The sequence below is a fragment of the Rhodococcus sp. NPDC059179 genome, from assembly GCF_042754885.1.
Taxonomy (GTDB): Bacteria; Actinomycetota; Actinomycetes; order Mycobacteriales; family Mycobacteriaceae; genus Rhodococcus_G.
The window spans coordinates 1-13,666 of sequence record NZ_JBHZBV010000014.1 but is presented as its reverse complement, the minus strand read 5'-3'; the positions used below and the strand labels follow the sequence as shown (position 1 = coordinate 13,666).

The window sequence follows — 13,666 nt, the reverse complement described above, 5'->3', positions numbered from 1 at the left end:
CTCGGCTTGCCGCCGAGTGTGCACCTCGCGTCGTTTCACCTCGGGCGATGCCCCGGTATGTGCACACTCGACCCGCTGCCGGCGCCTGGCGCGACCGCTCAGGCGGCCGAGCCGGAGATCACGATCCGGGCAGCGCCGCGCTCGAGCAGCTCGCGGGCCAGGTCGGTCGCGGCCGCGCGCTGGGCGGCGTCGGTGTGTGACAGGTCGAGGGTGACGGCGTGACCGGTGAGGTCGGCGGGCAGGGAGGTCAGCGGCGGCGCCGTCGACAGTTGGCTGATGCGTAGTTTCATGTGGAGCTCCTTGGATTGGCTCTTCGGTACCGAGTGTCTCGGGGTGAGGTGTTCGGCAGGTTTCGCCGGGATGCGATCGGGGTAAAGAAAAGGCACCCGGGCGGTGTGCCCTGGGTGCCGAGAACGGATCCGCTACGTCAGGATCGTTCTCGGGCTATGCGCTTCGACATGTGGCAATGCCACGCGGGTACGGCGCGCAGATGTGCAATGCGTGAAGGCGCGTGATGCGACATGGTGGCCGTCCCTTCGGTCTAGGCGTCGTTGGTTAGGCGAGAACGGTACAGCACGCCGACGGCGAGCGCATCTCGGTTTCCCTGGCAGGTCTCGATTCTGGCCGCCGTGACTCGGCCGCCGGGCACCGCCGAGCGTGCACTTGCCGTCGCATCGGCCGAGGTGGGGCGACGGAAAGTGCACACTCGGCGGGGGTCAGACCGGAGCGCCGGCATCTTGTAGCTTTGCGCGGGCGCGGGCGACGACGGTGTGCGGACGTAATCGCAGCTGTGCGGAACTGACGCGGATCACCTGCCACCCGAGACTTCCCAGCAGCTCGAGCCGGTCGATGTCCCAGGTGCGTTGTTCCTCGTCGGTCCAATGGTGGTCGCCGTCATACTCGACGACCACTTTCCAGCGCTTCCAACCCATGTCGCAGTGGGCGACGATGCGACCACCTTTGTCGCGTACCTCCACCTGTGTGCGGGGCCGCGGCAGCCCGCCGTCGATCAGCAGGAGTCGGGTTCGCGTCTCCGGCGGGGATTCCGCGCCGCCGTCGACGAGGTCGAGGACCTGACGTAGCGCAACGATTCCCCTTGCCCCGCGGTGGTTCTCGGCCAGAGTGCCGATCTCCTCGGGCTTCAGGTCGGTGGCGTTGCACAGTGCGTCGAGCATCTCGACGGCCCGGACGAACGGCAGTCGGCGCCCCAGGTCATATCCGGTGCGGGCCGGGGTCGACGCGATCCACCCACCCGCGATACAGATCTCGTCGGGGCCAAGTGCGTCGCCGTGGATCAGGACTCCCCGCGTGCTGCGCCTGCTGCCGGTCCGGAACAGCTCTGCGCGAGCGCCCGGGTCGATCCATTTCGTACCGTGCGCCGCGGCCGCGGACAGTCCGGCGAGGATGCCGTCCTCGCCTGCCCAGAGCGCCGCTGCTCGGGCCCTGAGCATGGCGTCGAGCGCAATTCCCTTGGCGATGTATACATCTCGATGTATCCGGTGGTAGTCCTTGCGGAGCTGCCTGTCGGTCACGGCGCCTGCCGCGACGGCCGTGCTGCCGAGAAACGGTTCGTCGAAGTCCCCCATCCATCGACACTGACCGACGACCTACGGCTGCGGAAGGTCCTCCGGCGATCTGTGGAGAACCGATTTGGTTGTCCACAGATCGGTCGAAAGTGCATCTGTCGGGGCATCGGTCGGGTAATGGTGACGGTAAGTGCGCACTCGGCGACGGCCGGACTACAGCCCCGCGAGCCACTTCCGGAACCCGGCGCCGAACTCCGCGGAGTAGGGCAGGTCCTCGACGTAGTCGGCGCCGGTCGAGGCCCGCTCGCCGATCTCCTTGAGCACGTGGTTGGCCGTGGTCATCCGCACCGACGTCAACGCGGCAGCGTCCAGCGCCGCGTCCAGCGCGTCCACGTCCGCGTCCGCGACCTGCGTGTCCCGCGCCGAGCAACTGGTCAGGACCGGCAGCCCCGCCGGCAGCGCGGCGGCCAGCACCCGGGGGTCGAGCGCATCCTCCTCGGCGAGTGCCTTGGCGTTCACCGGGACGAAACCGGCCATCCGCAGCGGCTCGGGCAGGTCGTCGGGGAGGGTGCCGTCGGCGCGCAACGACTCGATCGCCTCGGTCAGCGCGGTGCGCAGCTCGTCGGCCAGTTCGAGTGGGAGGGCCCCGCCGTCGACGGCGGCGTCGACCTGCGCGTTGATCTGCCGGGTCAGCAGGTCCAACAGCCGGACCGCGAGTGGCTCGAGCAGACCGAGTCCGGCGAGGGCGGGGGTGTCATCGGCGACGGCAAGCGCGAGCCCGACCAGTGCGCCCTCGCTGTGCCCGATCACCAGCAGTCGTCCGGCATCGATATTCGGTTGCGCGGCAAGGTAAGCCAGTCCGTCTGCGGCCGCGTCGACGAAGGTCGAGAAGCCGAGTCCCGCGACATCTTCGACCTCGTATGGCCCGAGTCCGGTCTCCCCGCTGCCGAGCTTGTCGTAGCGCAGGCTCGCGAAGCCGGCGTCGGCCAGCGTCTCGGCGAGGTAGCGGAGGGTGCCGATGGACCCCGGCATCAGGGCGCTGTCCCCGTTGCGGTCGGTGGGTCCGCTGCCCGCGAGCAGCAGGGCCGCGGGTACCGGGCCGGACGTACCGTCGGGTATGCGCAGGCTGCCGTGCAGGGTGACGTCGCCGCTGGCAAAGGTGATCTCGGTGTCTGCCATGGCCCACTGTCTACCAGAGCGCGGGCCGCCGAACGAAGGGCGGTTCGCTCGTCGGATTCCAGACAGTACCAGGTGTGGCGCCTGGGCGCGGCGGGCGTGGAGCCTGCGGAATGCCCCTATGAACGCAGCGCCCGCACCCGGCGCGCACCCTTCCAGGCGAACCACAGCATCAGTCCCAGCACCACCGGGATGAGCAGTGGCAGCAGGAAGGCCACCAGCACCATGCCGAAGGAGACGCCGTCCTCGATCACGGACAGCGCCGGGTTCGCGAGACCGCCCGTGGTCGCGGTGCTCACCGCACGGGTCCCGGTCTGCGCCGCGCTGAACGCGAGCGCGGTCGGCGCGCCGACGATGATGCCCGCGATCACCGCGGTGGACGGGTCGAGGTGGGTGAAGACCGCACCGGCCGCGACGGCCGCCGCGATCGGCCGGGAGACGGTGCCGAACACCCCGAGTGCGTTGTCCACCACCGGAATGAGGTCGGCCAGCAGTTCGGCGGCGGTCGCGATCGCGAGGGCGACCAGTGCGCCCGTCGAGCCGACCCAGGCGAAGCTCTCGCCGAGGGAGATGCCGAACAGTTCGAAGTGTGCGGCGGCGCTGAGCATCAGCAACGGTAGGAAGGTGCGCAGCCCGGTGGCCGCGGCCAGGCCGAGTCCGAGCAGTGCGGGCAGCAGCCAGGTCTCCATGGGCAGATTCTAGGAGTCGGGGCGACGGATCCGCCGGATACCAGGCCGAACTCATCAGGGGCTGGGGGTGGCCTCCGCTGGGGTCGGCGGCAGCGGCTCGACCCGGGGGTCGCCCGTGTCGGCGAAGTAGTCGCCCTTGATGGTCGCGTCGACCCCGTCGGGTGCCTTGACCGCCCGCATGACCAGCGTCGCCGCCGCGGCGACGACGATGTTGACGACGAACGCGGTCAACGCGATGTAGCCCATCTGCGCGATGCCGGGGATCGAGGCGAGCGAGCCGGCGAAGTGCGCCGCGCTCGCGGACGAGACGTTGTACGCGGCGATCGTGCCGTACACCATGCCGACCGCCCATCCGGCGAGCAGCGCCCACCGATGGAACCAGCGGGTGTAGAGCCCGAACACGATGGCCGGGAACGTCTGCAGGATCCAGATGCCGCCCAGCAGCTGGAAGTTGATGGCGTTCTGCTTGTCGAGTGTCAGCACGAAGATCAGGGCGACGAACTTGACGAACAGCGAGGTCAGCTTGCTGACCTTGGCCTCCTGCGCAGGCGTCGCACCGGGCTTGAACCATTCGCGGTACACGTTGCGGGTGAACAGGTTCGCCGCCGCGATGGACATGATCGCCGCGGGGACCAGCGCTCCGATCGCGATCGCCGAGAACGCCACCCCGGCGAACCAGGACGGGAAGGCGTCCTCGAACAGTTGCGGGACCACCAACTGCGCGTTGGGTTTCCCGTCCAGCCCGATCGGCTTGGTGCCTGCGGCGATCGCCACCCAGCCGAGCAGGGCGAGCAGGCCAAGCAGGAACGTGTAGGCAGGCAGGATCGCGGCGTTGCGTCGAATGGTGTTGCGGGACTTCGACGACAGGGTCGCGGTGATCGAGTGCGGGTACATGAACAGCGCTAGGGCCGAGCCGAGGGCCAGGGTGGCATAGGCCCAGTACTGCTGGCTGTTCGGGATGAACGTCCCGGACGGCTTGCCGGTGGCGGGATTAGGGGTGGTCATCTTCGCCTCGGCGGCGTCGAAGATGTGGCCCCAGCCGCCGTAGCGGGACGGCAGGTAGATCACCGCGACGATGATGACCAGGTAAATCAGTGCGTCCTTGACGAACGCGATGATCGCCGGGGCCCGCAGCCCCGACGAATAGGTGTATGCGGCCAGCACCGCGAACGCGATGAGCAGCGGCAGGTCCCGGGCGATCACGTTGTCCGCGCCGCCGATGCCGATGACCTCGAGCACCGCCTGGATGCCGACCAGTTGCAGCGCGATGTACGGCATGGTCGCGAGGATGCCGGTCAGCGCCATCGCGAGCGAGAGCCACCGTGAGCCGTACCGGCCGCCGACGAAATCCGCGGTGGTGACGTAGCCGTGCCGGTGGCTCACCGACCACAGCCGGGCCATGAACACGAAGATGATCGGGTACACCACGATCGCGTACGGGATCGCGAAGAAGCCGCTGACCGAGCCGAGCGCGAACATCGCGGCAGGCACCGCGATGAAGGTGTACGCGGTGTAGATGTCGCCGCCGATCAGGAACCACGTCACCCAGGTGCCGAAGCTGCGGCCGCCGAGCCCCCACTCGTCGAGGGTCTGCAGGTTCGACGCCCGGCGCCAGCGCGAGGCCATGAATCCCATCACCGTGACGAGGGCGAACAGGGCGATCAGGACGGCGAGGGCCACCCCGTTGACGCCGGTGTGGTTGTCGTCGGCGGCGAGGATCGTCGCCGCGTTCACCGGTCCGCCCCGTCGTCGGACGTGCCGGTGGCGGTGCCGGTCATCGGCCGGTGCGGGCGGGCCTTCAGCACGATCTTGTAGGCCGACCAGGTGGCGCCTGCACAGAGGAACACCCAGAGGAACTGATACCAGAAGAAGAAGGGCACACCGCCCAGTTCGGGACCCGTTCGCGCGTAACTCGATACCCACAGGATCGCGACGATGGGCAGCAGCAGCAGTACCGCGGCGAGGACCAGAAGGGGTTTGTTCGCAGGTGGGGTGGTGTTGTGATCCGGCTCCGCAGTCATGATGGGTTCTCCGCATCTCGACGCGGCGGACTGCCGAGTGCAACCCGCACTCGCGGGAAATTACCCGCAGGGGCGACGACGCGTCGGCGATCGGAGGTCTCGAATCGGCCACGCGTCGGGGTCGGTCGAAGGTGCCGATTTGGCGACACACGTGCCGAATCGGCCGAACGCTCGTAGCGTGAAGTGGTGACTGCCACGGCCCCCGACGGTTTTCCGCGCACGCTCGGCGAGCTTCGCGCGTCCGGACACGTGCAGCGCACGGTCCGCGAGGAGCTACGGGAGAACCTGCTCGCGGCGCTGCGCGACGGACGCGAACCATGGCCGGGGATCGTCGGCTTCGGGGACACGGTGTTGCCGCAGCTCGAGCGGGCCCTGATCGCCGGGCACGACGTGGTGCTGCTGGGCGAACGCGGCCAGGGCAAGACCCGGCTGCTGCGCACGCTGCCGCTGCTGCTCGACGAGTGGACCCCGGTGATCGAGGGCGCGGAGCTGGGGGAGCACCCGTACGAGCCGATCACGCCCGCCTCGATCCGCCGGTCCGCCGCGCTGGGTGACGAGCTGCCGGTGGCGTGGCGGCACCGCGACGCGCGCTACTCGGAGAAGCTCGCGACCCCGGACACCTCGGTGGCGGACCTGGTCGGTGACGTGGACCCGGTGAAGGTCGCGGAGGGTCGCAGCCTCGGCGATCCGGAGACCATCCATTTCGGGTTGGTCCCGCGTGCGCACCGCGGCATCGTCGGCATCAACGAGCTGCCCGACCTGGCCGAGCGAATTCAGGTCTCGCTGCTGAACGTGATGGAAGAGCGCGATATCCAGGTGCGCGGGTACACGCTGCGGCTGCCCCTCGACGTTCTGCTGGTGGCCACCGCGAACCCCGAGGACTACACGAACCGCGGGCGCATCATCACCCCGCTCAAGGACCGGTTCGGTGCCGAGATCCGTACCCACTACCCGGCCGCGCTGGAGGACGAGATCGCGGTCATCGAGCAGGAGGCACACCTGCGGGCCGAGGTGCCGGGTCACCTGCTGGAGATCCTGGCCCGGTTCACCCGGCTGCTGCGCGAGTCCGCCTCGGTGGACCAGCGGTCGGGGGTGTCCGCCCGGTTCGCGGTGGCAGGGGCAGAAACCGTCAGCGCGGCCGCCGTTCACCGCGGCGCCGTGCTCGGCGAGGCCGACCCGGTTGCGCGGCCGGTCGACCTGGGCACGGTGATCGAGGTGCTGCGCGGCAAGGTGGAGTTCGAGTCGGGCGAGGAGGGACGCGAGTTGGAGGTGCTCGAACACCTGTTGCGCCGGGCCACCGCGGACACGGTGCGCGAGCGGCTCGCCGGCATCGACCTTGCGCCCCTGGTGGCGGCGGTCGAGGCAGGCGGACCCGTGGTGACCGGTGACCGGGTGACCGCGAAGGACCTGCTCGGCGAGCTGCCCGAGATCGACGTGCTCGACGAGGTCGCGGCGCGGCTCGACGCCGAGAGCACGGGGGCGCGGGCGTCCGCGGTGGAGCTGGCGCTGGAGGGGTTGTACCTGGCCAGGCGGATCGCGAAGTTCCCCGACGACGACGGACAGCCGGTGTACACGGGATGACTCCGCCGCCGCGGCCGTGGCCCCGGGGCTCTGGTCCCGGGGGGCGCCGTGGCGACCCGCACCGGTCGCGGTACGGGGCGTACCAGGGTGGCCCGGACCCGCTGAGCCCGCCGGTCGACCTGCGCGAGGCGCTCGAGGCGATCGGTGAGGATGTGCTCGAGGGCGCGTCCCCGCGGCGGGCCATGCGGGAGATGTTGCGACGCGGCACCGAGACCATCCGCGGCCTCGACAACCTCGCCGCGCGGGCGAACCGGCGCAGGCGAGAACTGTTGGAGCGCAACCATCTCGGTGGCACCCTCGACGAGGTGCGCGAGCTCCTCGCGCGGGCGTTGCTGGCCGAGCGCAAGGAGCTGGCGCGAGCCCTGGACGACGACGCCCGGTTCTCCGAGCTGCAGCTCGAGGAGCTGCCGCGGTCGACGGCGCAGGCCGTCCGGGACCTGTCGGAATACCGCTGGCGCAACGCGTCGGCGAGTGCGGACTACGAGAAGATCCGCGAGTTGCTCGGACGGGAGCTGCTCGATCAGCGGTTCGCCGGCATGAAGCAGGCCCTGGTCGATGCCACCGACGAGGACCGCGATCGCATCGACGAGATGCTCGGCGATCTGAACAACCTGCTGGACAAGCATTCTCGTGGCGAAGACACCCAGGCGGACTTCGACGAGTTCATGGCCGCGCACGGCGACTACTTCCCGGAGAACCCGCGCAACACCGAGGAACTGCTCGATTCGTTGGCACGACGGGCCGCGGCGGCGCAGCGCCTGCGCAACTCGCTCACCCCTGACCAGCGTGCGGAGCTGGACGCGTTGGCGCAGCAGGCGTTCGGCAGTCCGAGCCTGATCGACCAACTGGACCGGTTGGATGCGAATCTGCGGGCGGCGCGTCCCGGTGAGGACTGGGACGGCACCCAACGGTTCCGGGGTGACGACGGCATGGGGCTCGGTGAGGGCACGGCGGCCCTGGCGGACATTGCAGAGCTGGAACAGCTGTCCGAGCAGCTCTCGCAGCAGTACGCGGGCGCGCAGCTCGACGACATCGATCCCGAGGCGCTGGCCCGCCAGCTCGGTGACGGGGCCGCGGCGGACGCCCGCACACTGGCCGAACTGGAGAAGGCGCTGCAGCAGCAGGGATTCCTCGACCGGGGCCCGGACGGCCAGTGGCGACTCTCGCCGAAGGCGATGCGGCAGCTCGGCCAAGCGGCGTTCCATGATGTGGCACAGCAGCTTTCGGGTCAGCGCGGGGAACGTGACACCCAGCGGGCCGGGGCGATGGGAGAGCCGACGGGGGCCAGTAGAGGCTGGGAGTTCGGCGATACCGAGCCGTGGGACGTGACCCGCACGGTGACGAACGCGGTGCTCCGTGCGGCCGCCGGTCGATCCGCGGGCTCGTTGCCGGTGCGACTGCGGGTCTCGGATGTCGAGGTCGCCGAGACCGAGCAGCGCGTGCACGCCGCGGTCGCCCTGCTCGTCGACACCTCGTTCTCGATGGTGATGGACGGCAGGTGGGTGCCGATGAAGCGCACGGCCCTGGCGTTGAACCACCTGATCACCACGCGATTTCGCGGCGACGACCTCCAGTTGATCGCCTTCGGCCGACTGGCGCAGCAGCTCAGCCCGGCCGAACTCGCGGGGCTTGACGGTGCCTGGGACCAGGGCACCAATCTCCATCACGCGTTGCTGCTCGCGGGTAGGCACCTGCGGCGCAACCCGAACGCGCAACCGGTGGTGCTCATCGTCACCGACGGCGAACCGACCGCGCACCTGGAGCGGGACGGCCATGCTTTCTTCGACTATCCACCGCATCCGAAGACGTTGGGGCTCACGGTCCGTGAGCTCGACAACATCGCGAGGCTCGGCGCTGCGGTGACCATCTTCCGGCTCGGAGACGATCCGGGTCTCACTCGCGTGGTGGACCGGATGGCGCAGCGGGTCGGTGGCCGGGTGGTGGCCCCGGACCTTGACGGGCTCGGCGCGGCGGTGGTCAGCGATTACATGCGGCTGCGCCGCAAGTGAACCGCGGTGCGTTGGCCGTCTAACGGTCCCGACCGCGGTGCAGTCGCGCGGAGAGTTCAGCTCGGCTGCGGACCCCCGCCTTCGCGTACACCGACTTCAGGTGATCATGGACGGTGTTCACGGTGATGCCGCGACGATCCGCGATCTCGGCCGTCGAGTACCCGGCCATCAGCTCGGCGCAGATGTCGCGTTCGCGCGCGGTGAGTGCATAGGCCGCGAGCAGCAGCCCGGTGAGCTCGCCGCCCGTGGCCGGTTCGATGGTGACCACGGTCTGCGGCTCGTCGCCGCCGATCAATGCGGTGGCGCGCACCAGGATCCAGTCGCCGTCGGCATCGCGGATGCGGGCCCGGAAGTTGCCCGAACCGCTGGACCGGGCCCCGAAGGTGGCGGCCCGCAAGACCACGGCCAGCCGTCCAGGGGCGATCTCGTCGAACCGCTCCTGCCACTCGCGCGCCGCCGTGGTGAGCGCGATCGGATCACCCGTGGCGCCCGTCAGCACCACCGCAGGGCTCTGGTCACCTCGAGGGGAGAGCGCCGGGGCGTGCACGGCGGCGGCCCTGGTCGCCGCCGCCAATCCCGGCGCCACCAGAGTCAGGAACTCGATGTCGCGGTCGGTGAAATCCGGCCCCGACCGGACGAACCCGGCGCCACCCCAGCACACGCCGTCGATCCGGAACACCACCCGGACCTCCCGGTCGAGTCCCAGTGGCCGCCAGACAGTGCTGTGTCGGATGCTGCGGGCGATCTCCGCTGCGGGCACGTCGGAGGCTCGGGCGACGCTGTGGCCACCGCGCGCCAGGTCGGCGAAGGTGGTCGGATCGTCCCCGCCGTACTCGGCCTCCGCGAGCAGAGGCTCATACTGCTGCGGTATGCGGTTTCGCCCGCTGGTCATCGAGCTGATCGTCAGCGACTCGGGGTCGAGCATTGCCCAGCAGGTCAGATCGCTGCGCACGGTGTCACCGACCAGTTCGATGGCGCGCTGGTGCAACTGGGTGACGCCTGCGCCTGTGCCCGCGATCGCGATGACGTCCCGGCGCAGTCTTTCCGCCCGGACCTCCAACATGGACCAAGTATGCGCTGGTCAGGTCGGTACCTCCATCCCCGATTCCGGGGATGGGCGGTCAGCCGTGTCGGCCATAACGTCGGGGTATGTCCAACAAAGTCCATGTCAGAAGGGCGGGTGACGGTCAGCGCCTCACCTTGCCCGACGCCTTCGTCACCGTCCTGGTCGCCGGCGATCACGCCGGTGGGGCGTACGAACTCTTCCTGATCGAATCCGAGCAGAGTGGACCCGGCCCGTTGCATGCCGAGCCGTGGGCCAAGACCTATCACGTGCTGCGCGGCCGAATACTCGTCCAGACGGCGGACACCGGATACGAACTCGAACCAGGGGAATCGATCACCATCGAGGCGGGGACGATGAACACGTTCTCCGTCCTCGGTGCAAGCACCGAATTCCTGCTGGTGTCCGCGGCGACGGCGATGAGCCGGTTCTTCCGCGATCTCGACGCCGTGGGCCACCGGCGGTCTCCGGCGGAGGAATCGGACCGGCGCACAGTCGTCGGCCGGTACGGCATCGATCTCGCGGCAGGGGCCGGTGCGTCATGATCATCCTCGCGCAGGTTGCCACGCTGATCGCAGCCGGCGTGCACCTGCTGGCCTTCGCTTGGGAGTCGCTACTGTTCCTCCGTCCGTCGGTGCACGAGGGGGTGTTCCGCATCCCCGGTGGGGACGTACCCGCCGTGCGGATGTGGGCGTTCAACGTCGGCTTCTACAACCTGTTTCTCGGCTGCGGTGCCCTCGCGGGTCTGGTCCTGTGGTGGACCGGTCACGAGACGCCGGGGCGCACCCTTGTGGTCTACGTCTGCACCACCATGTTCCTGTTGGGGATCGTGCTCGCGATCTCGGACCGTCTGGCGATGAGCCGCCCGCGCGGGTCCGGCATCGGTGGCGCGGTCGCCCAGAGTGGGCCACCGTTTGTGGCCCTGGTTGCGCTGGCGCTGGCGTAGGGACGTGCCCTACCCGCTGATGACCTTCCGGTCGCCGAGGGGTGCCGCGAGCTGCACCTCGAGGGTGCCCTGCACCGCGATCATGATGCACGCCTTCCCGACCGCGTCCGCCCTGGTGCCGGTGCGCAACGCGATGGTGACCGAGGTCGCGGACTCGGTGACGGTCGCGTCGGCCCCGAAGCACTCGGGAGTGCCGGTGGTGAAGTGCACTGCCACGCGATCGCCCGCCTCGCCGACCACGGTGTAGGAGCCGAAGGGGGTGGGCTGCGCATCCACGATGGTCGGGTCCGCCGTGAACAGCGTGCCGGGTTCGGCGTCCGGGTCGTTCGCCGGCGGCGGAGAAGGGCTGGGCACCTCGACGATCGGTGCCTGCGTGGTGACGGCGGGTGAGCTCGCGGCGGTGGCCGGGTCCGAGGAGTCGCTGCCGGCACAACCGGCCAGTGCCAGGCTCAACAGGGTTGCGACGACGAGGGTGCGCATGACCCACCCTAGCGCCCCGCGCCCGAGGTCTTCTCGCGGTTGCCGGGGCCCACGCGGCGCCTCGCTGCGTTGTCGGAGTCCCAGGTAGAAACCCGCTACCTGGGACTCCTCCGCCTTGCGATTCATCCACGTGGATCCCCGGCAACCATCAATTGACTTCGGGCACGAGGCACTAGCGTCCGCGGCGCCGTCGAGCCGGTCGCAGGTCGCGGTCAGGCCAGCGCCCAGGCGACCAGCGCGATGGTGGGGATCGAGGCCAGGGTGGTGACCAGGGCGGTGTCCCGGGCGAGCACCGTGCCGCGCTGGTATCGGCTCGCGTAGACGAACACATTCTGTGCCGTCGGCAGCGCCGAGACGACGACTACCGCGAACAGGTCATGACCGTCCAGGCCGAGCAGGAAACGGGCCATCAGGTAGGCGAGCACCGGTTGGACCGCGATCTTGAGCACCGAGGCCAGCGCGATCTCGCGGCGCGGGCTGATGCCGCGCTGCAGCACCCTTACCCCGTACAGCGACAGCCCGAAGGCCAGCAGCGCACCCGGGACCGAGGCGCCGCCGATGATCCGGAACGGCTGGATCAGCGACTCCGGCAGCGTCCAGCCTGCGATGGCCACCACGAGCCCGGCGATCCCGGCGACCACGATGGGGTTGAGGAACGGCGTGATGAGGGTGTCGCGGAGCGAGGCGCCCTTGCGGGTGGTCGTCAGGTCGAGCGCGGTCAGCGCGATCGGGGAGTAGACGACGATCTGGAACAGCAGCAGGGGCGCCACGAACGATGCGTCGCCGAGCACGAACACCGAGATCGGGATGCCGAGGTTCGCGGAGTTCACGTAGGAGGCGGCCAGCGCGCCGATGGTGGACTCGGGCAGGGGTTTGCGCATCCAGCCGAGCGCGACGGCCAGGTACAGCCCGCCGACCGCGAAGGCCGTGGCGGCGGCGACAGCCAGGGTGGGGGAGAAGACCGTCGCCAGGTCAGCGGTGGCGAGGGTGTCGAAGAGCAGGGCGGGGGTAGCGACAAAGAACACCAGCCGGCCGAGCACGAACTCGCCGTGGTCGCCGAGGACGCGCGTTCGTCCGAGCACATAGCCGATCGCGATGACGACGAAGATGACCGTGAAGCCGGCGAACACACCTGACACCCGCCGACCTCCTCGTAGAACCCCGAAGAGTCTAGTCGCTAGCCATGCAAAGGACTCCGGTGCGCCGCGCAATCCGGGCCCGGGCGCGCATCATGGACCCACCGCCGTCGACAGGAGAGCCCGATGCCAGTGTCCCGTGTCTCGCGCCGCAGGGCCGCACCCGTCGCCGCCGTCGTGCTCCTGATGGGGCTGGCCGCCTGTTCCTCGGGTGGGGGTGGCATCGCGGTGCCCGAGCCGTCGGCACCGTCGTCCTCGGAGGCGTCCTCGGAGGTGGCGTCGACCCAGGCAGCCCCGCAGGCGGCGGCCCCCTTCACCGCGACCACCAAGCAGTTGACCGGCGCCACCGGGCGCGTCCGCTACGACGTCACGGTCCCTCAGATCGAGGGCGGGAACCCCGCCGTGGCCGCCGAGTTCAACGAATCCATCCGGGCTGCGCTCCAGGACCAGATCGACGGCCCTGGCGACGACCGGTTCACCCTGGAGGGCCGGGACGCCGTCGCCCGCATCGGGGGACGGGTGGTCAGCGGTCTGCTGGTGACATCGTGGAACGCCGATCCGCCGGGGGCGCACCCGACCCCGCTGGTCGCGACGGTCGTGGTCAATGCCGACGACGCGCGGCCGATCACGCTGTCCGCCCTGTTCCCCGACCTGCGCGCCGGGCTGGTCAGGCTCTCCGAGGAGTCCGCGCGGTTGTTGCCCGCCACGGCGGCCGGCGAGGACTTCGAACGCGAGGGGATCGAGCCGACCGAGCCCAACTTCGCGAACTGGCTGCCGACGCCCGCCGGGATGGAGATCCATTTCTCGGACTACCAGGTGGGCCCGCACGCGGTCGGGTTGGTCGTGATCACCGTGCCTTGGGACCGCCTGGCCGACGTCATCGCGCCGGAACTGTTCGACGTGGTCCGCAGCTGACCGCCGAGCGTGCAGTTGTCGGGGCAAACGCCGAGGTGAAGTCAAGCAGTCAGGGCAACATCTCCTGCGATGAGGGCGCGGAGCCGATCGGCGGGGGTGTCGTAGTCGAGGGTGGGACGCGGCC

14 protein-coding genes are annotated in these 13,666 nt (G+C 69.8%); 5 read left to right on the top strand and 9 right to left on the bottom strand.

The genetic code is table 11. The features are described from left to right. Positions 1–98: 98 nt before the first annotated feature. From ACFXMV_RS20430 to ACFXMV_RS20405, 6 genes are all read right to left on the bottom strand, one after another. Entirely contained in the window at positions 99–290 is a 192-nt protein-coding gene (locus tag ACFXMV_RS20430; RefSeq protein ID WP_378404093.1) for a hypothetical protein, read from the bottom strand. A gap of 426 nt (positions 291–716) precedes the next feature. After that, entirely contained in the window at positions 717–1,586 is an 870-nt protein-coding gene (locus ACFXMV_RS20425) for an endonuclease domain-containing protein (RefSeq protein ID WP_378498717.1), read from the bottom strand. Between the two features lie 153 nt (positions 1,587–1,739). After that, entirely contained in the window at positions 1,740–2,705 is a 966-nt protein-coding gene (locus tag ACFXMV_RS20420) for an alpha/beta hydrolase family protein (protein ID WP_378498716.1), read from the bottom strand. A gap of 116 nt (positions 2,706–2,821) precedes the next feature. After that, complete coding sequence (locus ACFXMV_RS20415) at positions 2,822–3,391, bottom strand: DUF4126 domain-containing protein (RefSeq protein WP_378498715.1); 570 nt, start codon at positions 3,389–3,391, stop codon at positions 2,822–2,824. A gap of 54 nt (positions 3,392–3,445) precedes the next feature. Further along, on the bottom strand, positions 3,446–5,125 hold the full coding sequence (mctP, locus tag ACFXMV_RS20410) for a monocarboxylate uptake permease MctP (protein ID WP_378498714.1): 1,680 nt from the start codon (positions 5,123–5,125) through the stop codon (positions 3,446–3,448). Further along, positions 5,122–5,412 (bottom strand): DUF3311 domain-containing protein, encoded by a 291-nt coding sequence (locus tag ACFXMV_RS20405; RefSeq protein ID WP_378498713.1) that lies wholly within the window; start codon positions 5,410–5,412, stop codon positions 5,122–5,124. The genes mctP and ACFXMV_RS20405 overlap by 4 nt, the downstream gene beginning before the upstream one ends. A gap of 183 nt (positions 5,413–5,595) precedes the next feature. Between ACFXMV_RS20405 and ACFXMV_RS20400 the strand changes: the two genes are divergently transcribed. Together ACFXMV_RS20400 and ACFXMV_RS20395 are read left to right on the top strand one after the other, a co-directional pair. Continuing rightward, positions 5,596–6,993 carry a sigma 54-interacting transcriptional regulator gene (locus ACFXMV_RS20400; RefSeq protein WP_378498712.1) on the top strand — a complete coding sequence of 466 codons (1,398 nt, stop codon included), beginning with the start codon at positions 5,596–5,598 and terminating at the stop codon, positions 6,991–6,993. After that, positions 6,990–9,002, top strand: a complete 2,013-nt coding sequence (locus ACFXMV_RS20395; RefSeq protein ID WP_378498711.1) for a VWA domain-containing protein — start codon at positions 6,990–6,992, stop codon at positions 9,000–9,002. Before ACFXMV_RS20400 ends, ACFXMV_RS20395 begins: the two co-directional genes overlap by 4 nt. 19 nt (positions 9,003–9,021) lie before the next feature. Here ACFXMV_RS20395 and ACFXMV_RS20390 read toward each other — a convergent pair whose 3' ends face one another. After that, the gene (locus ACFXMV_RS20390; protein WP_378498710.1) at positions 9,022–10,065 is read right to left on the bottom strand and encodes a helix-turn-helix transcriptional regulator; all 1,044 of its coding nucleotides are present in this window, start codon (positions 10,063–10,065) and stop codon (positions 9,022–9,024) included. An 86-nt stretch (positions 10,066–10,151) separates the two neighbouring features. On the opposite strand from ACFXMV_RS20390, the gene ACFXMV_RS20385 reads away from it, so the two are divergent. Then, a complete protein-coding gene (locus tag ACFXMV_RS20385; protein ID WP_378498709.1) occupies positions 10,152–10,610 on the top strand; it encodes a hypothetical protein in 459 nt (152 codons plus the stop codon). Then, positions 10,607–11,011, top strand: coding sequence for a DUF1304 domain-containing protein (locus tag ACFXMV_RS20380; protein WP_378498708.1), 405 nt, complete (start codon positions 10,607–10,609; stop codon positions 11,009–11,011). Before ACFXMV_RS20385 ends, ACFXMV_RS20380 begins: the two co-directional genes overlap by 4 nt. Positions 11,012–11,020: 9 nt before the next feature. Here ACFXMV_RS20380 and ACFXMV_RS20375 read toward each other — a convergent pair whose 3' ends face one another. Beyond that, complete coding sequence (locus tag ACFXMV_RS20375) at positions 11,021–11,491, bottom strand: hypothetical protein (protein WP_378498707.1); 471 nt, start codon at positions 11,489–11,491, stop codon at positions 11,021–11,023. Between the two features lie 212 nt (positions 11,492–11,703). Further along, positions 11,704–12,630 carry an AEC family transporter gene (locus tag ACFXMV_RS20370; protein WP_378498706.1) on the bottom strand — a complete coding sequence of 309 codons (927 nt, stop codon included), beginning with the start codon at positions 12,628–12,630 and terminating at the stop codon, positions 11,704–11,706. A gap of 123 nt (positions 12,631–12,753) precedes the next feature. On the opposite strand from ACFXMV_RS20370, the gene ACFXMV_RS20365 reads away from it, so the two are divergent. Continuing rightward, positions 12,754–13,542, top strand: coding sequence for an RsiV family protein (locus ACFXMV_RS20365; RefSeq protein WP_378498705.1), 789 nt, complete (start codon positions 12,754–12,756; stop codon positions 13,540–13,542). The last annotated feature ends 124 nt before the right edge of the window (positions 13,543–13,666 follow it).